This window comes from Clostridium sp. CM037, from assembly GCF_055081095.1.
Window position 1 is genome coordinate 1,437,337 of the sequence record NZ_CM143650.1, and the last position, 23,609, is coordinate 1,460,945.

The 23,609-nt window shown below is 33.3% G+C and carries 29 protein-coding genes; 28 read left to right on the plus strand and 1 reads right to left on the minus strand.

What is annotated here, in order from left to right; translation table 11 throughout:
* Positions 1–158 precede the first annotated feature (158 nt).
* From ACWJKP_RS06765 to ACWJKP_RS06790, 6 genes are all read left to right on the plus strand, one after another.
* Positions 159–380: a hypothetical protein gene (locus ACWJKP_RS06765; protein WP_462961468.1), complete on the plus strand. Its 222-nt coding sequence runs from the start codon at positions 159–161 to the stop codon at positions 378–380.
* A 44-nt stretch (positions 381–424) separates the two neighbouring features.
* Positions 425–817, plus strand: coding sequence for an IS630 transposase-related protein (locus ACWJKP_RS06770; RefSeq protein ID WP_165411923.1), 393 nt, complete (start codon positions 425–427; stop codon positions 815–817).
* Between the two features lie 482 nt (positions 818–1,299).
* Complete coding sequence (locus ACWJKP_RS06775; protein WP_165411922.1) at positions 1,300–3,015, plus strand: hypothetical protein; 1,716 nt, start codon at positions 1,300–1,302, stop codon at positions 3,013–3,015.
* Positions 3,016–3,063: 48 nt separating this feature from the next.
* Complete coding sequence (locus ACWJKP_RS06780; RefSeq protein ID WP_165411921.1) at positions 3,064–4,407, plus strand: phage portal protein; 1,344 nt, start codon at positions 3,064–3,066, stop codon at positions 4,405–4,407.
* The gene (locus ACWJKP_RS06785) at positions 4,400–5,134 is read left to right on the plus strand and encodes a structural protein (RefSeq protein ID WP_165411920.1); all 735 of its coding nucleotides are present in this window, start codon (positions 4,400–4,402) and stop codon (positions 5,132–5,134) included. Before ACWJKP_RS06780 ends, ACWJKP_RS06785 begins: the two co-directional genes overlap by 8 nt.
* Before the next feature lie 18 nt (positions 5,135–5,152).
* Positions 5,153–5,431: a hypothetical protein gene (locus tag ACWJKP_RS06790; protein WP_165411919.1), complete on the plus strand. Its 279-nt coding sequence runs from the start codon at positions 5,153–5,155 to the stop codon at positions 5,429–5,431.
* Here the strand turns inward: ACWJKP_RS06790 and ACWJKP_RS06795 are convergent, their stop codons facing one another.
* A complete protein-coding gene (locus tag ACWJKP_RS06795; protein WP_165411918.1) occupies positions 5,432–5,641 on the minus strand; it encodes a hypothetical protein in 210 nt (69 codons plus the stop codon). It abuts the gene before it with no gap.
* Positions 5,642–5,868: 227 nt separating this feature from the next.
* Between ACWJKP_RS06795 and ACWJKP_RS06800 the strand changes: the two genes are divergently transcribed.
* The 22 genes from ACWJKP_RS06800 to ACWJKP_RS06905 all read left to right on the plus strand — a co-directional run bounded on the left by ACWJKP_RS06800 (position 5,869) and on the right by ACWJKP_RS06905 (position 23,421).
* Complete coding sequence (locus tag ACWJKP_RS06800; RefSeq protein WP_165411917.1) at positions 5,869–6,507, plus strand: DUF4355 domain-containing protein; 639 nt, start codon at positions 5,869–5,871, stop codon at positions 6,505–6,507.
* Between the two features lie 15 nt (positions 6,508–6,522).
* Complete coding sequence (locus tag ACWJKP_RS06805; protein WP_187351396.1) at positions 6,523–6,894, plus strand: hypothetical protein; 372 nt, start codon at positions 6,523–6,525, stop codon at positions 6,892–6,894.
* A 16-nt stretch (positions 6,895–6,910) separates the two neighbouring features.
* Positions 6,911–7,936, plus strand: a complete 1,026-nt coding sequence (locus tag ACWJKP_RS06810) for a major capsid protein (protein ID WP_165411916.1) — start codon at positions 6,911–6,913, stop codon at positions 7,934–7,936.
* A 50-nt stretch (positions 7,937–7,986) separates the two neighbouring features.
* Positions 7,987–8,271, plus strand: coding sequence for a hypothetical protein (locus ACWJKP_RS06815; protein ID WP_165411915.1), 285 nt, complete (start codon positions 7,987–7,989; stop codon positions 8,269–8,271).
* 1 nt (position 8,272) lies between these two features.
* Positions 8,273–8,680, plus strand: coding sequence for a DUF6751 family protein (locus ACWJKP_RS06820; RefSeq protein ID WP_165411914.1), 408 nt, complete (start codon positions 8,273–8,275; stop codon positions 8,678–8,680).
* Positions 8,680–9,030, plus strand: coding sequence for a minor capsid protein (locus ACWJKP_RS06825; protein ID WP_165411913.1), 351 nt, complete (start codon positions 8,680–8,682; stop codon positions 9,028–9,030). Before ACWJKP_RS06820 ends, ACWJKP_RS06825 begins: the two co-directional genes overlap by 1 nt.
* Positions 9,027–9,473: a chloramphenicol resistance protein gene (locus ACWJKP_RS06830; RefSeq protein ID WP_165411912.1), complete on the plus strand. Its 447-nt coding sequence runs from the start codon at positions 9,027–9,029 to the stop codon at positions 9,471–9,473. The genes ACWJKP_RS06825 and ACWJKP_RS06830 overlap by 4 nt, the downstream gene beginning before the upstream one ends.
* Before the next feature lie 2 nt (positions 9,474–9,475).
* Positions 9,476–9,961: a hypothetical protein gene (locus ACWJKP_RS06835; protein WP_165411911.1), complete on the plus strand. Its 486-nt coding sequence runs from the start codon at positions 9,476–9,478 to the stop codon at positions 9,959–9,961.
* A gap of 12 nt (positions 9,962–9,973) precedes the next feature.
* A complete protein-coding gene (locus ACWJKP_RS06840) occupies positions 9,974–10,318 on the plus strand; it encodes a DUF6673 family protein (RefSeq protein WP_165411910.1) in 345 nt (114 codons plus the stop codon).
* Positions 10,318–10,923 (plus strand): bacteriophage Gp15 family protein, encoded by a 606-nt coding sequence (locus ACWJKP_RS06845; protein ID WP_165411909.1) that lies wholly within the window; start codon positions 10,318–10,320, stop codon positions 10,921–10,923. The genes ACWJKP_RS06840 and ACWJKP_RS06845 overlap by 1 nt, the downstream gene beginning before the upstream one ends.
* Before the next feature lie 49 nt (positions 10,924–10,972).
* Entirely contained in the window at positions 10,973–11,524 is a 552-nt protein-coding gene (locus ACWJKP_RS06850; protein WP_165411908.1) for a hypothetical protein, read from the plus strand.
* A gap of 44 nt (positions 11,525–11,568) precedes the next feature.
* Positions 11,569–11,730, plus strand: coding sequence for a Com family DNA-binding transcriptional regulator (locus ACWJKP_RS06855; protein WP_165411907.1), 162 nt, complete (start codon positions 11,569–11,571; stop codon positions 11,728–11,730).
* 55 nt (positions 11,731–11,785) lie between these two features.
* Positions 11,786–14,806, plus strand: a complete 3,021-nt coding sequence (locus ACWJKP_RS06860) for a phage tail tape measure protein (RefSeq protein WP_462961469.1) — start codon at positions 11,786–11,788, stop codon at positions 14,804–14,806.
* A gap of 4 nt (positions 14,807–14,810) precedes the next feature.
* Positions 14,811–15,518 (plus strand): phage tail protein, encoded by a 708-nt coding sequence (locus ACWJKP_RS06865; RefSeq protein ID WP_462961470.1) that lies wholly within the window; start codon positions 14,811–14,813, stop codon positions 15,516–15,518.
* An 11-nt stretch (positions 15,519–15,529) separates the two neighbouring features.
* Positions 15,530–17,977, plus strand: coding sequence for a phage tail spike protein (locus tag ACWJKP_RS06870; RefSeq protein ID WP_165411904.1), 2,448 nt, complete (start codon positions 15,530–15,532; stop codon positions 17,975–17,977).
* A 15-nt stretch (positions 17,978–17,992) separates the two neighbouring features.
* Complete coding sequence (locus ACWJKP_RS06875; RefSeq protein ID WP_165411903.1) at positions 17,993–18,268, plus strand: hypothetical protein; 276 nt, start codon at positions 17,993–17,995, stop codon at positions 18,266–18,268.
* Positions 18,269–18,318: 50 nt separating this feature from the next.
* The gene (locus ACWJKP_RS06880; protein WP_462961471.1) at positions 18,319–21,504 is read left to right on the plus strand and encodes a BppU family phage baseplate upper protein; all 3,186 of its coding nucleotides are present in this window, start codon (positions 18,319–18,321) and stop codon (positions 21,502–21,504) included.
* A gap of 2 nt (positions 21,505–21,506) precedes the next feature.
* Complete coding sequence (locus tag ACWJKP_RS06885; protein WP_165411901.1) at positions 21,507–21,674, plus strand: hypothetical protein; 168 nt, start codon at positions 21,507–21,509, stop codon at positions 21,672–21,674.
* A 1-nt stretch (position 21,675) separates the two neighbouring features.
* Positions 21,676–21,807: an XkdX family protein gene (locus ACWJKP_RS06890; RefSeq protein ID WP_165411900.1), complete on the plus strand. Its 132-nt coding sequence runs from the start codon at positions 21,676–21,678 to the stop codon at positions 21,805–21,807.
* 58 nt (positions 21,808–21,865) lie between these two features.
* Complete coding sequence (locus ACWJKP_RS06895; protein WP_165411899.1) at positions 21,866–22,255, plus strand: phage holin family protein; 390 nt, start codon at positions 21,866–21,868, stop codon at positions 22,253–22,255.
* Between the two features lie 15 nt (positions 22,256–22,270).
* A complete protein-coding gene (locus tag ACWJKP_RS06900; protein ID WP_165411898.1) occupies positions 22,271–22,999 on the plus strand; it encodes an N-acetylmuramoyl-L-alanine amidase in 729 nt (242 codons plus the stop codon).
* Between the two features lie 71 nt (positions 23,000–23,070).
* Positions 23,071–23,421 (plus strand): hypothetical protein, encoded by a 351-nt coding sequence (locus tag ACWJKP_RS06905; RefSeq protein ID WP_165411897.1) that lies wholly within the window; start codon positions 23,071–23,073, stop codon positions 23,419–23,421.
* Positions 23,422–23,609 lie beyond the last annotated feature (188 nt).

The following is a 23,609-nucleotide window of genomic DNA, read 5'->3' on the forward strand; positions in this document are numbered from 1 at the left end:
ACATGAGATGTATAAAGAAGTAATACTAAAAGAAGAAGAACTGAGCAACGATCAAGAGGATTTAAAAATATTAATGTCTGAAAGAACTGATGTAAATGAGAAAGAATGTCGTAAATAAGCAATTAGCGTGGAAGTTGGGATAAATTAGGAGTGATGAAATGGGACGTTTAATAAGATATATGTACAAGAAAAACATTACAAGAATGAATATGTTTATGTATGTGTTAGCAATGATATTGTTGTCTTATAACAAAGCGGCTATAGGGTTTATAGTATATACAGTATCAGTAGTGATTGAATTGATAATATTAAATAATAAGCGATATATAATGTCAGAATTAAAAGTATTGAATAATGAAATGAAGAGATTAACAAAGTAATAATTATAGACGATGAGTGTTAACCACATAAGGGGGGATAGAAGATGTTAGATGAAAGACAATATAAGGCTATTGAATGTAAGGTAACTGGTGGCAACATCACTGAGATTGCTAAGTTTAGTGGGGTTTCAAGAAATACAATATATAAATGGATAGAGTTGGAGGAGTTTAAGGCTGAGGTAGCCAAGTGTCAACAGGAGTTTATTTCTTCCACAATACAGAAGGTTACATCATATGGACCAAAGAACATGGATGGCATAGTATGGCTAGCTGAGCACGCGGAAAGCGAGAAGGTAAGGCTAGATGCTAGGTTATCATTGCTTAGTAAGTTAGTGCCTAACATGACAAAGGTATCTGTAGACGATGTTAGAGGCACTAAGGATAATGTAACAATAGATATATTAGATAAAGAGTTAAGCGACGCTGATAACGAATAAGGCTATCACTGATGTGAGTGAGGTTTTGACTGCCTAAAGTATCACAAAAGAGCCAGTTTACTACATATCAGTAATGAATATACAGAAATGTAATGCATAAAGCATGATTAGTGCATAAAACTACTGTATATTATGGTTTATGCATTGATTATGTCGTTGTTATAGTATATAAAATGATAACCTAAGATTAACGAATAAGGCTATCACTGATGTGAGTGAGGTTTTGACTACCTAAAGTATCGATTTAATAATGTCGTGAAAACATTATTTCACGACATTGCACTATAATATTAAACAATAATTATTATTATAAAAGATAAAGGGGTACACTTCTAAAATAGAAATTGTGAAATGCTGTGCAGTTGACCCTATAGTTTTTTATTATATTTTTCTACCCTCAAAGGTTTAATAAGTACCACTCGATTTAAAATCGGTAGGTAAATGGAAACTTGCAAATATAGTTTTAGATATAAAGAACGAAGGTGATTAAAATAGATGAAGCCACGATAAATAGAAAATTATTATTTAAATATTTAAAAAAGTTATATTCAGTTAAACGAGCAAAAGAATTAATGCATGAAAATATAAATAATTTATTTGGGTTTCGAGGATTAGCATGGTCAGTTGGAAAGAGAGATTTAGAATATTTTTGTTTATATTTTTTACAAGATACATTTGTTCCTAAGGAAAATAATATAACAAGAAATTTGGCACCAGTACATTTGGAAGTTTGGAATGAATTGCAAAAGATGTTTGTAGAAGATTTATGGGATAAGGAAGAATTTATTTTACCTCGTGGAGTAAGTAAATCTACAATCATAAATAAAGCACTCTCATGTTGGCTACACGCTTATAAAAAGAGTGGGTATACAATAGTAATAGGTAATAAGGAAAATGATGCTGTACAGTTTATAGCTGACACAAAGAAGATGCTTGAAAATCCTTATATTGTTAAAGCCTTCGGTAAACTATTTGATAAAAAAGACCGCACAGTTAATAAACAAGAATTAGAGTTAACTAATAATACTAAGATACAAGCGTTCTCGTGGGGCTCAAGTGTCAGAGGTACTACTTACGGTTCGGTAGATGGAATTGTAAGACCTGCTTGTATAATCCTAGATGATGTACTCAGTGAAGATGATGTATTAAATGATGGAGCAAAAGAAAAGGTATTAAATAAATTTTATAAAGAAATTGCAGAGGTTGGAGATACCGAAGTTATTAGAAATGGTATTAAAATTAAATCAGCTAGTAAATTTCTAGTAATAGGCACACCTTTATCTAGTACGGATTTTATTAATACGGTTTCAGAAGACGTAACATTTAAAGTATTCCATAGACGAGTTGTAGATTTTAATATAGATGATTATTTTGAAAATCACCCTAGGTGGAAGCATTACAAGACTTTATTATTCAATGATAAAATTGATAAAGAAGATAAAGATATAATGCTTAAAGAATATTATACAAAATATAAACAAGAAATGATATTTGAAACTATATGGGAGAAATACGAATGTGATAAACTGGCTCAAAAATATTTTAGTAAAAGAATAGCATTTATGCAAGAGTTGATGTGTGATTGTCAGAATGTCGGTAATAAGTGGTTCAAAAGTGTTAGAACTCAAAGTGTAGCCGATATTGAGGAGCATATATTTGATAAAACTATGTTAATTTGTGATCCTGCTTCAAGTACAAATGATAAATCGGATTATAGTGCATTAGCAATAGGGTCCGTATGCGATGCTAATGGGTTTACATATATAAGAAAAGGTTTATTAGTTAAATTAAGTTTTACAGACTTATGCAACAAAATAATAGTGTTATTAAAGCAATATATAGATATTACTCATGTGAGTATAGAAAAAAACTTATATATGGGTACTGATATATTAAAGCTTCAAGAATTAATTGCAAAAGATGATGAATTAAAAAATAGAAACATTACTTTTATCAACAAAATGCAGAAAACTAATAAAGATGAAAAGATTGCTACGATTATAGACCCTGTTAATACAGGCCAAATAATATTCAATGAAGAAGATAAGAAATTCACAGAACAGATATTGGATTTCAGTGGTCAAAAATTTACTGTTCATGATGATGCTATTGACTGCGTGGCACAATTTACAATTGACGTACAAACCATTGAAGTTATTCAAATAGTAACAATTCTCGATAAAAGAATGTTTTTCTAGCATCTATTATATAGGTGTTATTTTTATGTCTAAAAAGAAGGTGAGCAAATGAAATTAAGTGATTTAATTAAAAAGTTATTTGGGAAAAACAGCAATGGATTAAATTTACATAACCCTGAACACATGGCATTAGTTAAAAAGATATATGGAACATACAACGGATGCAAATTTGAGTATGAAAATATGTATCGTTACTACAAAGGCGACACAGATGCAATGAGAAAGTATAAATTTGTAACTGAAAGGTCTAATTTAAAGGTCAATACAAACTATATTAAAAAATTTATCAAAGAAGAGGTTTCATATACTGTCGGGAATGATATAACATATGAGTCTAGGAGTAACAACGCTGATATCATAAAGGATATTGATTATTATACTGCTCATTGGAGCGAGTTACATGAAACTGATTTAATGAAGTACTTATTAGTGTTTACAAAGGTATATGAAATTTATTATCTTGATGAAAATGCAGATTTTTGCAGTAAGATAGTAAAACCCACAAATGGCTATGCTTATACAGATATTGGCGGCAAAGTGCTATTTTTCATTCATACTTTCAAAAATGACTTTGATACTATTAATCAATATATAGATATTTATACAGACAATTATATTTATCATTATGATAGTAAGTTCAATGAGATAGCTAGCCCCACTACAAACATATTTAAGGGTGTTCCAGTGTCCGTTGGTAAATTGACATTAGAAGAATATCACGATAGCTTATACAAGGATATAAAAGGCATTCAGGACGCGCTTGAAACAAATTTCAGCGATTCTAGTAATGAAATAAGCGATTTTAGAAATGCTTATATGGTTTTCAAGGGTGCAAAACTCCAAAAAGAAGATATTCCCAAGATGAAAGAACAAGGAATAATTGAAATGCCTGCAGTTGGTGGAGATGTTTCATGGCTGACTAAAGATATTAAGGATTCTTTTATAAAAGGGACACTTGATAGATACGTAGATACAATGTATCAGATAAGTTGCCATATCAATCATAATGAAGGCATGGTTAGTAATTTAAGCGGAATCGCGTTGAGGTCAAGGCTTATAGCTTTGGAGAATAAGTGTGAACTTGAAGAAAAAGCACACAGAGATATAGTTAAAAACCGAAATATGTTTTTATGCCAATATTTGAACCTTAAAAAGAACAAAAATTATGATTATAAAGATATTATTCCTCTTTATACACCTAATATTCCTACAGATGATCTTGCAGTAGCGCAAATGTTAGCACAGATACCAGAGGGTCTTATATCCAAAGATACTCAAAGAGGGTTATTTAGTTTTATTAGCAATAAGGTGACTGAGGCAGAAAAAGTTAAAAAAGAACAGGATGAGGAAATGCCGGACTTCGATTTAGATAAAGTGACTGCGGATGAGTAGTTATAGTGATAAAGAGGAATTAGATTTTATTGAAAGTCTTTACAACGAAGCTGATAAACAGATAAAAGAAGTATACAGGGAACAGAAAGACAATAGGGACAAATTATTACAACAAATAGCAACTATCATGCTTACATATACCGTTTTAAATGACTTAATGAAGCTTTCTAAGCAAGATAAAAAGAAAGAGTATAATAGGTTGTCTAAGATGGTTATAGATGGTGCACAGGGTCAAGGGATAACTCAAAATAGAGTTATAAAGGAATTGTTAACAGACACCGCAAATAAAACCTTTAATTTTTATAGTTACAATGTCGGACTTAAAGATGTTAAAGAAATTATAGGCAATAACTTTAAAGGAAAACATTTTAGCACTAGGGTTTGGACTAATGAATCGGATGTGGCCAAGCACCTCCATAAACAGATTAATGATTTTCTTAAAGGTAAGATAAATGTTAACCAAATTAAAAGAAATATTGAAAAAACATATAATAATAGTGCTTATAATTCTCGGAGGCTTGTTGAAACGGAGATTAATCGTGTTGAAGATGAATCATTTAAGAAATTCTGCAGAGAAACAAACGTAAAAAGAGTTATGAGAAATGAAGAAATGGATTCAAGGACTTGCAGTGAATGTGCCGCAATAAATGAATATATATATGATTTAGCAGATGCACCAGGTTTATTGCATCCATTATGCAGAGGATTTAATACTATAGTCGAATAATTAAGGAGGGGTTAGGATATGCAAGAGAAGTATACTGTAGTCACGGGTATAAATTTGGATTCAATTCCCCTATTAAAACTTAATACTAGAACTGGGGATATGAAATTAGATAATAAAGAATTATCGACAGTAACTGAAATTAGTTTCAAATTAATTGGTGGCGGTATCAACGGTCTATGCGAAATAAATATGAAATTTGGGGCAGATGTAGAACTTGATGGAAAGATACTACTAGAATCATGTTGCAATTTAAAAAAATTAATGAAGGCGATTAATGAAAATCCCCTTCAAAAATAATTAAATGTTCATGCCTGTAACACAAATACGGATATAATTTTTATCGGTTACATTTATTAGACTTTTACTGTCAAGAGTCTCTAGTATAGTCTCAATATCATTTGTACTTAAATCAGGTATATTTAAATCTAAGGCGGTTATCATCTTATCACTTTTGGCGAAGTGATTTTTAAGATAGGCTAATACAATTAAAGAATTATTATCTAACATTTTAAACAGCTCCTTTCAATAGTATTTTAACATAATATAGAAAGATAAATTTAATAATATCATTTATAGTCTTAGGAAACTAAGGCTTTTATTGTGCCCTTAATATGGCATTAAACTGTTTAAGCTCGTCTTGTGGGCATTTTGTGTACAAGGGGTGTAACTATATTAAAATAATAAAAATTTATGTCCTAGGGTAGTACATGTAGTCTAGGGGGTAGGAGGAATATATGTTAAAGAAAGATTTAATCGAAAAAATAAAGGCCTTAAAAGATGATGAAGATATTAATATTTTGTTGGTTGGAACTGATATTGAAACACAATTTACAGCAAGTGGATTAACATTGAATGCATTTAAAGAGAAAATGAAAACAGACAAAGATTTTAAAGCTTATGGTGAAAGCGAAAATGATAAATATCACACTAAAGCCCTTAAAACTTGGAAAGATAATAACTTAGAAAAGGAACTTGAGCCATATATAACAGCTAAGTATCCTGACTTAGTTAAAGATCCAATGCAAAAGAAATTTTTAGAGCAAGAAAAGAAAATAGAACAAATGGAAAAAGCATCTGCTAGAAAGGATCTACTTACTGAGGCGATGAAGTATGGTGCTGAAAAGAAGTTGCCAGCAGGATTTATTGATAAGTTTCTAGGTGAGGATCTAGATACTACAAAAGCTAATTTAGATGTATTGGCAGTGGATTGGTCAAAAGGACTTGAAACGAGCATGAATGAAAGACTTAAAGCTAGTTCTTATGTTCCTGGCGGAACTGATAAGGATGGCGCAAAAGTTTCAATTGGTGCTTCAATGGCAGCGCAAAATAATGACGCAAAGGTTGTTACAAATGACCCTTGGGCAAGTAAATAAGAGGAGGAATATTAAATGTCTTTTAAAAAAGAAATTTATACAAGCGACTTAGAAATATTAGTTACACCAGCAAATCTAATTAGTTTCAGCGGTACAGTCCTAGCAGAGGACATAACAGCAGATGAAAACGGAAGGAAATACGTTGCGACCGGAAGCTTAATTGATGCTGATGGAAGAATAGTTACTCAAATTGGTGTTGCTGGTTCAGAAACATTATCTACCGTACCAGTTGGCATCCTATATAAAACTGTAGATGTAACAAATGGTGATGAACCTTGTTCACTAATAGTTGAAGGTTACTTAAGATCAGACAGAGTATTAAATGGCTTTGCGACAAAAGGAATTACAGCAATTAAAGCAGCTTTACCAAATATAAGATTTAGATAATAGGAGGAATATTAATATGCCAAAATTAGCAGAAGTATTTAACACAAACGAAATTATAAATTATTTCAAGGAAAGACAAGTTACACCAATGTTAGGTGAAGCTTTATTCCCAGAAAAAAAGATTCAAGACATTGAATTTGATATGATATTAGGTTCAGGTGGTTTACCCGTAAGCGCGAGTGTGCATGCTTTTGACACAAAAACACAATTAGCTAGTAGAGAGGCTATTGAAAAAGGTGTTCAAAGTTTAGCATTAATCAAAAGACAAATTAAGATAACTGAAAAGGAACTAATCAAAATTCAGAATCCTCGTTCAAATGCTGAGTTATCGTTTGTTTTAGCTCAACTTTACAAGGATGCGGAGAAAATGGAAGAAAGTATAAGAGTAAGGGCTGAAGCTATGAGAATGGAAGTTATTTCTAGTGGAAAAGTTGCAATAGATGAAAATGGTGTTGCGGTTACCATAGACTACTTAGTTCCAGCCGGAAACAAGTTGCCTTTCAATTGGAGTGCTCAAACAACTGCTACACCACTTATTGACTTAGAAAAAATAGCTTCAGCTGTTGAAACAGAATGTGGAAGTAGACCAGCGAGAGCGATGACTTCAAGAAAAATAATGAAGGCTATTTGTGCTTGTACTTCAATTAAGAAAGCAATCCTTGGAAGTAATTCAGATAAGCTTGTAACTTTATCATTACTAAACGACTTACTATCACAATCTGAGTTACCTATTCTATTAGTAAACGAAGGTAAATACAAGATAGAAACAGCTACAGGGGTCTCAACAGTAAGATATTTTCCGGAAAACATTATATCTATGTTTGGTTCAGATACTTTAGGCGAAACAATCTACGGATTAACTGCAGAAGAAGTAAAACTTATTGGTGATGGCAACATGGAAACTGCAAGCATGGTTGGGAATGTTTTTGTAGGAACTTATACGAGTGTAGATCCTGTCGCAGAATTTACGAAAGCAGCAGCAACTGCAATTCCAAGTTTTCCACATGCAGATGAACTCGGAATAGCAACAATAACACTTTAATTTAAAGGGGAATTAATTTTCTCTTTTTATTTATGTAAAGGGAGGTATTTATGGACCTTACAAGAGATCAACGAAAAGCTATACTTACAGTTAAAAATTATTTGAATGCTAATGGTAATTTAAAATATTCAGATGATTATATGATGAAAGAGTTTGAGCTCGCAATAGATGAATTAGTGGAAAGCTCGTTAGCTATTAAATCTATTAAAACTACAGGAATAAAATCCAAAAGTGATGGTGTTCAAAGTGTAACTTTTGAAAACAATATAGAAGCCTGGACTATAACTGACAATGTGAGGGCGTTGTTACCTTTACCATTTATAAGGATGCATTAAGATGGTGCTTTTTAAGAATGCAGACCTAACCTTGTACAACAAGTATTATGATGTAATTGACGACATAGATAAGTACCAAAGAACAGTAATAAAGGGTGTAAACTGGCAAGGGAAACGAAACGGAACAGTATCTGATAAAGGATTGCTATTAGCTGATAGCATCCTTATCATTATTGATAAATTAGATAATTATATTTCACCTAAAAGGTTTAGAAATTTATCTGATGATGAAAGAGTGAATTATTTTACTTTAGATATGGGAGATAAAGTTGTAAAAGGTGTAATTGATTTTGAAATTACAGGTGTTAAACCTAATTCCATTGCTGACCTAGAAAACAATTTTGATGATGTAGTAAATATAATGTCAACTAGAGAATTAAGCGGACATTGGGAGGTGGAAGGCAAGTAATGGGTATACATATAAATATGGATGCTACACAAAAAATTCTATTGAAAAGATATTTAAATTCTAATGGTGGAGCGCAGGTTAAATTTACTAAAGAATGTGCAAAACAAATGAACAACTATACACCATTTTTAACTGGTAGACTGAAAGATATGATGGTTCAAATTAATCCAACTAATGTAACTTATAATGCTCCATATGCCAAACAACAATATTATGGAAATGCCGGTAATGGTAAACAAGGTACATCAATGGGCGGAATAAGAGGTAAGCAATGGGCTCCTCGCATGTGGAGTGCAAAAGGAACTGGGATAGTTAGTACTGTCGCTAGTTTTGTAGGAGGTCACGTATGATTGTAGAGGCAGTTAGAAACTTTATAATGAAATGTCCTTATCTACAAGAGTTTGAAGGTATATCGGGACTTGTAAAAGTAAATGTTGATTACCTAGAAGAAAATTCAACTGTTTATTCGATAGAAGAGGTTCCTGTGGATCCAGTAGTAAAAAAATATATAAATGGTGATAGTATCAGACAATTTCAATTTATATTTTGCAGTCGAGAGCCGTATGGAGCTGATGTTCTGCAAAATATATCTAATAGTGGATTTTACTTTAATTTTGCAAATTGGATTGAAGAGCAAAATAATATAGAAAACTTTCCTTTATTGGTGGTTAATTGTGAAGCTACAGAAATTAAAGTATTAAGTCCTGGATATGCTTTTCAAGTTGATGTGGATAAAGCAAGATATCAAATAGAACTCAGATTAAAATATTATAATAAACAGGGAGGAATTTAATTATGGATATACGTAAAAGAAAAATACAAGCAAACTATTTAAAAGTTAAAGAGGATTTTGAACTATTAGGAACAGGTTTCACAGAACTTAACGAAAGTCCATCGGCACAAACAGCCTCTAAGAGATATATAAATCAATCTAGTGCTAGTCAATCCATTACAGGCTACGAATGGTCTACTTCATTCAACGCTGACCAAATTGTGTCAGAGAATGCAATAGATTATATTAGAAAAATTGGTGAAATGCAACTTACGGGAGTAGATACAGAAACAGAGTATCTAATAGTAGACTTAGACAAGCCATCCGTTGGAGAGGAAGAGAGTTTTAGAGCAAGACAATTTAATGTTGCAATTCAAGTAGATAGCTTTGATGATAATGATGGAGAATTAGGAATTAGTGGTTCTTTGCTAGGTATCAGTGACCCGATAGAAGGTACTTTTGATATTTCTACAAAAACATTTACAGAAGGATTTAATTCAATTGCATAAGGAGGAATTTAAATGTTAATTAATAATGTAGAATTAGAAGAGTTAGATATTTTTGATTTAGAAACTGCCGAAAAATATGAAAAAGCTTTAATTAAGGTTACTGAAGAAGCTAAAGAAACAGAGGGTATATCTATGTCGGCGTCTATCAGAAAACAATGTAATGCAGTATTTAATTGTTTTAACACCATGTTCGGAGAAGGCACTGATAAAAAAATATTTGGTAATAAAACAAATATACTGCTATGTCTTAAATCTTTTGAAGAATTAATTGAGCACACCAACGAACAGAAAAAAGAACTAGAAAAATTAACTAATAAATACTCACCAAACAGACTTAATCGTAGAACCAAGAAGTAATGAATATACTTATTGACATTTTGCCTACAAAAATTGAAATAGAGGGTGTGGAATTTGATATAAATTCAGATTTTCGCACTTCTATGCTTTTTGAAATGATGATGTCTGATAATGAATTAGATGATAAACAAAAAATAGAACAAGCCCTACGCCTTTATTATCCTAAGATCCCAGATAATATTAATAAAGCTATGGAACAGTTACTTTGGTTCTATAGATGTGATAAAGATATAGTTACATCAAATGTAAATAGTAACGGAAAAGGCAAGAGTACACAAATTTATTCTTTTGATTTTGATGATGATTATATCTATTCTGCATTTTTAGACCAATATGGTATTGACTTACAAGACATTGAGAATCTGCATTGGTGGAAATTCAAAGCTTTGTTTAAATCTCTTAGAGAAGATAATGAGATAGTTAAGATAATGGGTTATCGTACTATGGATTTAAACAAGATTAAAGATAAAGAAGAGAAAGCACACTATAAAAAAATGAAGGATTTGTATAAAATACAAAGTAAAGTAAGTAAAGACGAGATTGAAAAGCTTGATAGCATTAAAAAGGCTTTGCTTAATGGAGGAAAATTGTCGAAACTATTGTAGAATATGCTCCTATATTGTATAATTATGTTATATAAAAGGGGGTTATTTTATGAAAAAGAAATTAATAGGTGTTTTTCTATGCGCAATTATATCTTTAAGTTTTGTAGGGTGCGGATTTACTGATGGAGTTAAAAACGGGTATGAAAAAGGAAAAAAAGAAAATAGTGAATCAGAAAACAAAGGAAATGTTGTGGCTGTAAAAAAGGATATCGAAAAAGTTAAGTTTAATGTTGATTGGGAAAAATGTATAGAAGATACTAAAACCGAATTAACTAATCCAAAGTACTTTGATTATGTAAAAAATATATATATAAAAGTCGAAGATGAAAGAATAACATTTACAGCTGCTCTAGCAGATTCTACAAATAATGATGTAGCACTTGATTTTTCAGATACTATTTTAAGACGATTTAATGCTAATGCACAAATGCAAGATGGTTCGGTAAAAGGTGGAAGTAAGGAATATCTAGGCGGAATTTATGATATTTATGATATATCTATCGGGATTGCTCCATTGAGTAAGGTTGAAATTCAGAAAGAATGGTATGTGTTTGATGCAATTGCTAAAACAGTACAACGGGAACCTAAATTACAAAAATAATATGTAAAAAAATAAGTACTTACAGAAATGTAGGTGCTTTTTTATTGAATAAAAAGAAGGTGATTAAAATCGAGGATATAAAATGCCCTTATTGCAATCATCTTTTACTTAGGGCTGTTTATGTAAAAGGTGAAATAAAATGCCCAAGATGTAAAAGAATAATTGTATTAGAAACACAAAAGACAGAGCTTAGAGCCACACGATAAGTAGTGAGCCAATGCCTGCTTTTTTTATTTTATAAAAAAGGTAGGTGATAAACATATGAGCGATGGAAGAATAATAATTGATACTTTACTGGATTCACACGGAATTGAAAATGGCTTAGGTAAGTTAGGTGGTATTGCCGGAGTTGCGTTAAAAGGCGTAGGACTTGCAGTCGCGGGTGTTGGTACGGCGCTTCTTGGCATTGGAGGGTATGCAGTAAAAGTTGGCTCAGATTTTGAAGCTGGCATGTCTAAAGTAAAAGCAATCTCGGGTGCTAGTGCGGAAGACATGGTGAAATTAAGCAATAAAGCTAAAGAAATGGGGGCTACTACTAAGTTTAGTGCGACAGAATCAGCAGAAGCCTTAAAATATATGTCAATGGCTGGATGGAAAACAAATGACATGCTAAGTGGTTTGCCTGGCATAATGAATCTAGCCGCAGCGAGTGGAGAAAATTTAGGGGCCGTAAGTGATATAGTAACAGATGCATTGACCGCATTTGGAATGAAGGCAAAGGATAGTGGACATTTTGCAGATGTATTGGCACAAGCTAGTTCTAATTCCAATACCAACGTGGCAATGCTCGGTGAATCTTTTAAATATGTTGCACCGTTGGCGGGTTCGCTAGGGTACAGTGCAGAAGATACGTCTATAGCATTAGGTTTAATGGCAAACAGTGGAATCAAAGCTTCGCAATCAGGGACTAGTTTAAAGACTGCTTTAGTAAATATGGTTAAACCAACCGACAAAATGAAAACTGTTATGGACCAATACGGGTTAAGTTTAACCAACGTAGACGGCACAATGAAACCATTAAAAACCGTAATGGATGAATTAAGAACCAAAATGGGCGGGTTGGACAAAGCAACACAAGCAAATGCGGCAGCTACATTATTTGGTAAGGAATCTCTGGCAGGTATGTTGAGTGTCATCAACGCAAGTCCAGCGGATTATAAAAAGTTAACTGATTCTATTTACAACGCAGATGGTGCAGCTGAAAAAATGGCCAAAACTATGAATGATAATTTGCAAGGGAAAATTGTTTTATTAAAAAGTGCTTTAGAAGGTCTTGGAATACAAATATATGAAAAAATGAAAAAACCTCTTACAGATGCAGCTGAGACAGCAATAGTAAGTTTGTCTAAGCTTTCTAAAAGTTTAACCAGTGGAGACTTAGCGGATAGTGTTGATAAAATAGCATTGGGTTTTGCTAATTTAATGAAATGCATTGCTGAGGGCGTAGTTACGTGGTTACCTAGAATTATTACTGCTTTTGCATGGATCATGGATAATGGCATAGGGATAGCAACAATAATCGGTGGTATAACAGCAGCGATTATTGCATTCAAAGTAGGTGCGATAATAACAGGTGTAATTGCGTCATGGCAACAAGCAAAGCTCGCCATGGCTCTATATTCAATGTCGGCTGGTGGGGCTACGATAGCCCAAGGGGTGATGAATGGAGTATTTACAATTTGGGAGACTTTGGTCGCTTTATTTACAGGTAAAATAACTTTAGCAACAGCAGCAACAGCTTTATGGACAAAGGCACAAGTGGCATTAAGTGCTGTGATGAAGGCCAATCTTATCGGAATTATTTTAGTTGCTATAGTCGCATTGGTAGCAGCCACAATTTATCTATGGAAAACAAACGAAGGATTTAGAAATGCAATTATAGGGATATGGAAATCTATTTCAGATTTTTTCGTGGGAATATGGGATGGCATTATTGGTTTTTTTACAAAAACAATACCAGCGGCTTTTAATAGTTTTATAGCAATAGTAAGTGAATTACCTGGTAAAATAGGTGCTTTTTTTACAAACATTTACGATGGATTTATAACTTGGGGTGCAAGCGTGATAGATTGGGTGACTACTACGATACCTCAGATAATTAATAATATAATTACGTTTTTCACAGAGTTACCAGGTAAAGTGGCTACAGTATTTACAGACGTTATAAACAAAATAATCGAGTGGGGAACTAATGTAATAACGTGGGTAACTACTACAGTGCCACAAATAATAGAAAGTATATTTGCGTTTTTCAATGAACTTCCCGGTAAACTTGGATATGCGCTAGGGTTTGCGCTAGGGACTATAATTAAATGGGGTATCGATACTTGGAATTATCTAGTAACTAATGTACCGATATGGATAAATGCAGTTGTTACATTTTTCAGCGAATTGCCAGGCAAGATATGGACATGGTTAGTTAATGCTTATACAAAAATAGTAACGTGGGGTAGTCAAGTATATGCCAATATGTCAACAACGATTAGCAATGCAATAACCGCGGTTGTTACGTTCTTTAGTCAGTTACCGGGAAAGATTTATACATGGTTAGCTAATACTATTTCTAAAATTGTAGCCTGGGGTTCTCAAACGTACAGCAATATGTCAAGTGCTGCTAATCGGGCTATAAATGCAGTAATTACATTCTTTAGCCAGTTACCGGGCAAAGTATGGAGTTGCTTAGCGAATACCCTTTCTAAGATGGCACAATTTGCTAGCAATTTAGGTTCTAAGGCTCATGAAGCGGGATCCAATATGGTAAGCAATATAATGGGCGCAGTCGATAGTTTGCCAGGCAAAATGGCCAGTATAGGCGGTAACATCGTTCGTGGAGTTTGGAGCGGCATACAAGGTCTTGGAGGTTGGTTAGCTAGTAAAGTTGGCGATTTCTTTGGTGGAATAGTCAATGGAGCAAAGGCTGCCTTGGGCATTCATTCACCTTCTCGTGTATTTCGTGATCAAGTAGGTGCTATGATGGCACAAGGTGTTGGCGTGGGATTTGAAGATGAGTCCGAAAATATACAAAGTAAGATGCAAAATAACTTATCTGATTTAACTGCTAAAATGCAAGCTACAGTTGATTATGAAACCGCCAATACTACAGCAAAAGTTGTTGCAAGTAATAATTATATTATCAATAAAGATAACTCCAAGGCAGATGATATGTCAAATAAGCAAACCAATACAACAATAAATGTCCCAGTTTACATTGAAGGAAGAGAGGTTGCGAGAGCGGTTGCTCCATATCAAAATGAACTTGAAGGATATTACCGCGGGAGGTGATTAAGTGCTAAAAGAAGGCGAAATATATTTTAATAACAATACCAGTATTAATCTTAATTTATTCTTAGAAGAATATCCATCCATCCCGATTTCGAGTGAGGAATATGAGGAAGTGCCAGTTGAGAGCAGAAATGGAACACTATTTATCAATAAAGGAACTTATCCTAATAAGGTAGTTCCTTTTAATTTTACTATTTTATCGGAAGAAATTGAAGTTAATTTTGATAAAGTATACGAATGGTTAACTGAAATAGAAGATAACAGGTTTGTTTTTGGTAGAACAGATAGGTGTTATATAGTTAAAAAAATAATATTTGGAGATTTGCAGAAGGAATTTAAGAATATAGGAAACTTTTCAGTTGATTTTATATTCGAGCCTTTTAAATCAGATTTAGAAAAAATAGAGCATATAATAACAACTGATAATTATACTTTTGAATACATTGGAAATGCACCAGCAGAATCCTTAATAAAGGTTTATGGCAATGGAAATATCCAAATTACAATTAATGGCGAAACAATGCAGATATTAAATGTAGATAATTATATAGAAATAGATAGCAAACGAATGCAAGTAAGAAATGCAGATTTAACCTCTAAGGATGATGATACTTTAGGTGATTACACTGTGTTTGAAAAAGGTACAAACACAATTTCCTATACAAATAATGTTACGAAAATAATAGTAGAATACACTACTAAATACAAATAAGGCGGGGCGATATGAAAAAACAAATAAAAGTAGCGTATTTCCCCTCCGATGCTACTAAAGACATAGTTTTAGGGAGCAACGGAAAAAGTTTAGATAATTATTGCATTAAATGTAATACGGAAGAAGATCTAAGCACAGGGAATTATATTTTGGATGGTACCTTTTTGATAGAGGATAGTCTGCAGACTTTATTGCAAGAAGAAGCAATCTTAAAAGTATTGTTGGATTATGGAGAAGAAGTATTTAGGATTAGCAAGGTTACTGTAGGCACTAGATATATAGATATAGTTGCAAGACAGATAACTATTGCAGAGGAATTAACGTTGTGGTTAGAGGATGTAAGGCCTACTAAAATGAGTGGTGCTAGTGCTAGTAGCTATTTAACTGCTAATGCAACAGGGACTAAAGAGATACAAGTTATTTCAGATATTTCTGCAATTTCTACCGCTTATTATATGCGGATGAATCTATACGAAGCACTTCATGATTGCGACCAGTCATTTCGAAATAGGTGGGGAGGAGAAGTTTTAAGACGTGCCTATATAGAAAATATTAATGCTCGTATAGGCACAGATAGAGGCCTTACCATAAGAGAAGGTAAAAACCTTGTGGGGTTTGAATGCAGCTCTAATATAGAAAATCTCGTTACAAGGGCACGTGGTCAAGGTTTTGATGGAATTTTAGGTAATTACATAGATAGTCCTCTTATTAATAATTATAACCGTGTCTATACAACTATTATCAAGTATGAGGATATTAAAGTTAAGGATGAAAATAATGAAGACGATGATGAAGGATATGACACACTGGAAGAAGCGCAAGTCGAACTTGACAGAAGGATACAAGCGGAATACGACAAAAATTGTATAGATAAAGTTAAAGCGAGTTATGAAATTAATTTTATACAGTTAGAGAAAACAGAGGAGTATAAGGACTACATTGTTGCCGAAAGGGTGTACTTAGGGGATAGCGTAAAAGTATATATACCCAAGTTAAAGGTTGACATAAAAGTGAGGGCAATGGTTAAAAGATATGATGTACTATCACAGAGAACAATGGAAATTAAGCTAAGTAACTTTATAGAGCCCGAGTCGCTTAGCATGAAACAAATTATAGATAAATTAGAATCTATGGATAGTACAGAAAGTATATTGCAAAAAGCTACAGAAAATGCGACAACCCTTATAAAGGCTGGCCTTAAAAATTCACATGTAACAATAAAAGAAAATGAAATAATTATTGGTGACACTAAAGACATAAACACAATGACCAATGTTTGGAGATATAATAAAAATGGCTTGGGCTTCTCATCAACTGGCTATTTTGGTTCATTTGATACTGCTATAACTATGGATGGATCCATTGTGGGTAAATTTATTACGGCCCTAGAAATTAATGGCGAGCAAATTACGGCTGGCACTATAAAATCTAAAAATGGTAAAACATTTATAAACATGGAAAATGGTACGTTTGATTTAGCAGGTAGAGTTAAGTTTGATGGAGATAAATTCGATATAGATATAGGAGAAATTGGTGGAGCTAACTTGCTTACAGACAGTAATTTCGAAATGGGGATAACTAGTTGCGAGGGAATCAGCGTAGGCACAGAAGCTCGGATGGGTGTACCTCCCACATATTGCTTACCGCTTTTGAAAGGCGATAAGTGCATGTATATTCGTAATCCGGATGGGGATGCCTACGCAATTACTAATTTACGAGCATATATGCGCCCTAACACTTTGCACACTATTACTTACTGGTATAAGTGCGCTGGAGCAATAACTGGAGGGTCTTCTTTCGGTTATATAAATGGCGGCCCGTATACATTTCCCATTAACCCGCCAAATTTAATAGGAGATAATCAGTGGCATAGAGTCACTATCCCTTATACCAGTTCTGCAGACCCAAATGTTACACACATACAATTAAGATTTGGGTACGCCTCCGTAGGGGATAGTTGGATGGTTGTAAATTGCGTACAAGTAGAAGAGGGCGGGATAGCTTCTTCATGGACACCGAATGCTGATGAATTAAAAACAAGTTGCTTTGAAGTCACTAATTTACACGCAAGATTTACAGGTCAAGGTGGGTCTTATACAGAGTTTAACCCAAATTCGACAGGGTTAAAATATCACAAAAATAGTGCAGATGGTGGAAAAGATTATCACTATTTATTATATCGTGGAAGTGTAAGTAATATAGAAAGTCAAGATGCGCTTAGAATATATTTTCCGGAGGAATTCCGTGGCAAAGATTATCAAGTCGGATGGTGGGCGGGTAATGTATTTCCCAAAAATGCGACTGATTTGTTGTATTCTGCTAATGTAGAATTTGTAGATGAAAATAGAAACGAAGCGTGGATTGGACTAAGAGCATCCGTGATGGTAAGAAATCCTGCAACAGAAAGTTCGCCTTTTTGGAGGGGCAAAATGAATATAATGTATATGGTTATTGCATAAAGGAGGAATTTATAAATGGGATATAGCATAGAAGAGCATGAAGCAAATATGACGGTTTTTTATTCTAAAAGCACAGGAGAAATTAAAGGGATGGGGTCCGGCATCCAAGATTTTAAAATGTATGGAATTGATGCGGATGATTATAGTCTAATTTGGGACTTTATTATATTAGAAAATGATGATTATGTCTTGCAAAATCCTAATAATTTTAAAATGGATTTGAGCGGGGAAGAACCAGTATTATCTTTAAGGCAAGAAAGTGCAAATAAATATCCAGTAGCATCTGCTTAAATAGTGGGTGCTTTTTCAATGCTAAAAATAATACAAAGGAGTGATAAAAATTGGAGAATCGTTATATTGTAAGATACGATTTAAAGAGTAAAATTTTAAGTAATATTAGATTTAAGCAAGGTGATACAGGCACTTGTGTGTTAGAAATGAACTTAACAAATAACGGAAAAGTTGTTGATATAACAGGCCAAAATATAGAATTTGAATTTTTGAGAAGCGACAAAAATATAGTAATACAAGATTTTAGTAAAGGAGTAGTTATTTTAGACCCATTAAAAGGTATTTTTGAGTGCACGCTTGAATGTCCAGCGCTTGCAATTGCTGGATTAGTAAAGTGTGAAATATCTTTTAGTGAAGGTAATAATTTACTATCTACTGAAGCCTTTACCTTTGTAGCAAGCCCAAGTTTAGGCGCATTAAGCATTAATTACATATCAGAAATAAATAATAAAATAGTTGAATGGCATGCAGAATTTAAAAGAAATGAAACCGATAGAACCAACCTTTTTAATGCTAATGAAAAGAATAGGTCAACTGAATTTACTACGAATGAAACCGCTAGAACTAACCTTTTTAATGTAAATGAGAAAAACAGGTCGACAGAATTTGGAGTAATTAAAAAAGACTATGAATCGTATAAAAATGTAATGATTGCAGAAAGTCCCGCGGCTGAATTACAAAGTCAAATTAATAAAAATGTTGCGGAAATAGACGAGTTAATTGAGTTAACAACCGCACCTTCTTATTCCGTAGAGTTGAATCAAACTGCTAAGATGTTCAGTATAGGAACTGGAAAGAATGATGCTGGCGCAGATGTAGACGTGTCTAATTCAGTTGTGAATGGTATTGTGAACCACAGTATTGAAGGAAATACAAGCGATATGTATGTGAATGGAATTTTAAGCGATTTCAAAGGTAAAACTGTTGGGAGCATGTTTGAAAACCCTAATTTTGCAAGGTATTCTGATAGTGCTACTTCTCTAAGACCGCCAACATTGGTCGGTGAATCTGTTGATTACCTTAATATAGGTGTACTAGATGGCTCTGTAAGACAAGTGGCTTCCCTTGTATCGCTTGGAGCAATTCCACAAATGCAATTTTCCTTCGATATAATAAAAAGCTTTGAAAAAAGGTACGGAGCAATTCCAAGTGAAACGCAAACTACATCAAGTAAAATTGCATGGTTAAAAGCTAACGTAGTAAAAGCAGTAGGTAAATGGTATGGTTATGGGCTTTCTCCAAGCGGTAATAAAGCTTATTTAACATTTTGGGGAGGTTCAATTTGGACGATGATGGTAGAGAATACTGCATCAATCTCCACTCGTACTAGTTACGGACTGGATAATATTGATTCTATAGATGTAAATGGATTTTTACACTTCTTAGCTTATACAGATGCGTCCGACGGAATTACAAAATCCCTAGTTTACACAGATTATGTAAGTTTAGAAATGACTTTTAAACCCAGTTATAAAAGCGTAGGTGAGAATTTTGGTGGCAAGGAAGTTCATAAAATAGATGTTTTGAGTAGAGGAAAGAACTTATTTGACCCCCGCGGCATACTGGATGATCACTACTTAGGTATAAATCCTAATGATTTAGGTGAATTAGTATATACTTTAACAGGCAACAAGGCTACTCAAAATTATTGTGGGGTGAAACCTAACACAACTTATTACCTTAGTAAAAATGGGAACTTTTTAAGATTAGCTGTTTTCTTTTATGATGACAAGAAAGTTTGTATTGGTCGTGGAGGCAACACTGATGTTCCTTTTACTACATTAGCAAATTGTGAATATGTTAGATTTTATCAAACAAATCCTCAATGGGGCGACAAATTAGGTATTCAACTTGAAGAAGGGAAAGTAGCAACACCTTATGTGCCTTATGTAGAAGATGCGAGAACGTTAATATTAGAAAAACCCCTTAAGCGAATTAGCACCACAGCAGATGTATATAAAGAGGGTCAAGTTACTAGAAATATATCCGATTGGCTTACTTTAGATAGTAGTTTAGGTTGGAGTCCGAACCCTACAACTTTCAAGGGTTTTCAATCGTTTTATACAAATTTACCGCCCGTTCATACTGGTAAATTTGCTTCACAAAGCGATTTTGTTATTAAGTATAACGGTACATTATTGAAACATTTAAACACGGCATGGGAATCTGACAACTCACAATTAACTACTAACGGTCTTAATATGAGTGTTTCAAATAACGATAGTGGATTTTCAGATTTTTACGTACCAACAACATCGGAAATTAAAGCATATTTAAACGGGTGGAAAATGTGCCACACAGACGGTTTTTACCCTTACCTGTCAAGCTTAGTTCCTTATAATCCTAATACGTGGGCAGAGTGGACAAAACCAGTTGGCATTGTTGGTGATAGTACTGGATTAGAATTTACTGCGAATGGCAATACCCTCGGTGCACCTTACGATATGACAGTTAAGCCCCTTACTAAATATGGGTTACTTTATAATGTCGTTTCATCAAATCTTGATGGTATACTAAATTCTGCTTCTGCTACCCGAGGACTTGCTTTCGGCAATTTGCCTAAAACTATTGGGAATAATAAGATTGTAGGTACTTCTAATGCAACCAATTTAGACTTAGGAGCAGTAATCTATACTGGAGCCGATAGCACTAAAGGCACTAAAATTAAATTAAAGGATATTAGGATATTTGAACTACCTACAGGTTCTCAAATAGAAACAAATTTTAATACATTAACCGCAGACCAATTAACCGAAAAATATAAATTCTATGGTCTTAATCCTAAGAACTGGAAGCGTGTAATTAATCCAATAGGAGTAACAAGTACATTGCCAACCGCACCATTTGAAGGGTATACACCTTATAAAATGCTTTATAAACTTGCAAATCCAATTACGGAAATATTAAATATAGAAGGAAATAATCCCCTAGAACCTAGTGGAACTTTACCTTTATCTTGCTGTGAAAATGGCACGTTATCCGTGGACGGAGGAGAGATTTCTCCTACTACTAAGTATATTGTACCTATAAATTTTCGGGCGACTATATCGGACAACAATGCCAGTATAGGAGAAGTTAAAACTTATGTATTGGAACTAGATTCTTATACTACAAACTCTTTGTTAAGCATTGCAGATAGAGAGTTAAGAATGAAATCAATTGAATTATTAACAACAGAAACAACTACAGATTTAAAAGCGAAAATTAACGAAATACTAAATATTTGGAGGGCTTAAAAATGAATACTTTTGATACAATAATGAATAACTGTCCGTTTTTAAAAAGTTTAATAGAGGATAAAATAACGAGCGAAATTGAAATTGTTAAAACAGAAAAAGACATGGAAATAAAGGAATTGAAAGATATAGTAGATTCTTTAATTTTAACTAACTTAGGGGGTAACTAATATGTTTAATGCTTTAAAGAGATTACATTTAGAGGGCAGATGCACAATCGAAATGCTAGAAAAAGCGGTAATAATAGAATGGATAACCGAGTTAGAAAAATTAGATATAATTGATAATATCCCAACTGAATAAAGCAGTAAGGCACTCGAAAGGGTGTCTTTTTTAATGCAGAAATGAAAGGAGGTGCAATATGAATGAAAAAGAAATATTTAATACTACAGTAGCGATTTTAGGAGGGATCCTAACTTATATTTTAGGCGGGTGGGATACTTGTCTAATAGTCCTTGTATCATTTATATTTTTAGATTATATGACGGGCGTTTGGGGGGCTTTTATACAAAAGAAAATTTCTAGCGACACAGGAAGAAGAGGAATTTTAAAGAAAGCTACTATATTAGTTGTTTTAATAGTTGCGGTACTACTAGATAGATTAATAAATAATGGCACATGGGTGTTCAGGACACTTGTGTGCTATTTTTATATAGCAAATGAGGGTATAAGTTTACTGGAAAATGCGGTCAAAATAGGCGTTCCAGTACCTAAGAAATTATTAGATACATTGGAACAATTAAAAAAATAAGAGGAGGAATTAATAATGGATATATTAAATATTGGAGTAGATATGGGACATTGCTTGAGGGGGTACGACATAGGGGCTAGTGGATGTGGACAGAAAGAAGAGGTCTTAACTAGACTAATTGGTAATAAAGTAATTGCATTGCTTAAACAGAGAGGACACAATGTTATAAACTGTGCTATAGACCAGTCTAGTAGCGTAAATCAATCTTTATCTTATAGATATAATAAAGCAAATGCACAAAAGCTAGATTTCTTTATTTGCATACATTTAAACGCTTATAATGGCGCGGCTTATGGTACGGAGGTATTTACATATGGAGCAAAAGAAGTACCACAAGCACGTAAAATATTAAATAATATCTGTGGACTGGGATACACAAATAGAGGTATTAAGGATGGTAGCGGTTTAGCAGTAATAAAGAATACAAAAACTACTGCGATGCTAATAGAGTGTTGTTTTATAGATAATTCCGCAGACATGAAAAGATTTGATGCTGACAAGATGGCTGATGCTATTGCAACAGGATTAACAGGCCAAGCAGTTGCACCAGCTGCACCAACTAAAAAAAATGGAATAGTTACTGCAAGTGTATTAAATGTGCGGAGTGGCGCAAGCACAAGCTATAATGTTATAGGTAGCTATAAAAAAGGTGATAAAGTTCAAATAGCTAGGAAGGTCGGCAATTTTTACGAAACTTATTTTGGGAATCACGGCGGATGGGTTTCTGCTGATTATATAAAATAATAATAAAAATTAAAGGTACCGTAACAGGTACCTTTTTATATTAAAAAATAAATTCCTGGAGGAATGTAAAAATGTCAAATATAACAATATTTTTAACAAATAATATCGGGGTCTTAGTTGCTTTACTAGCTGTAATTTTTGGATTGGTGAAGGCAATTATATCTAAAAACAAACAAAAGATTTATACTGGAATTTACGATTTAATCGGAAATGCTGAACTTTTATACAACAATGGTCCCGAAAAGTTTGACTATGTTTTTAAAAATGCTTACAATAAAGTTCCCAAAATGCTTAGATTTTTAATTAGTGAAGAGGATGTAAGAAGAGCCATTGAATACTCTTTAAACAAATTACAAGCATATGCAATTCTACAAAATAAGACTATTACAGATGGAGCTACAACAATACCAGCAGCACAATAATATTTAAGACCTGATGTTAGTTTAAATACTAGTTTTCAGGTCTTTTTTATTTTTTTTAAAAGGAAAACAGACATAAACGTAGAATAATAGAGATGTTGGTAATTTATAATGAATAAAGACAGAAGAGGAAACTACTGTAACTGACAAATCTGAAGTGTTTTGGTTATTGCAAAGCATTCACAAAAACT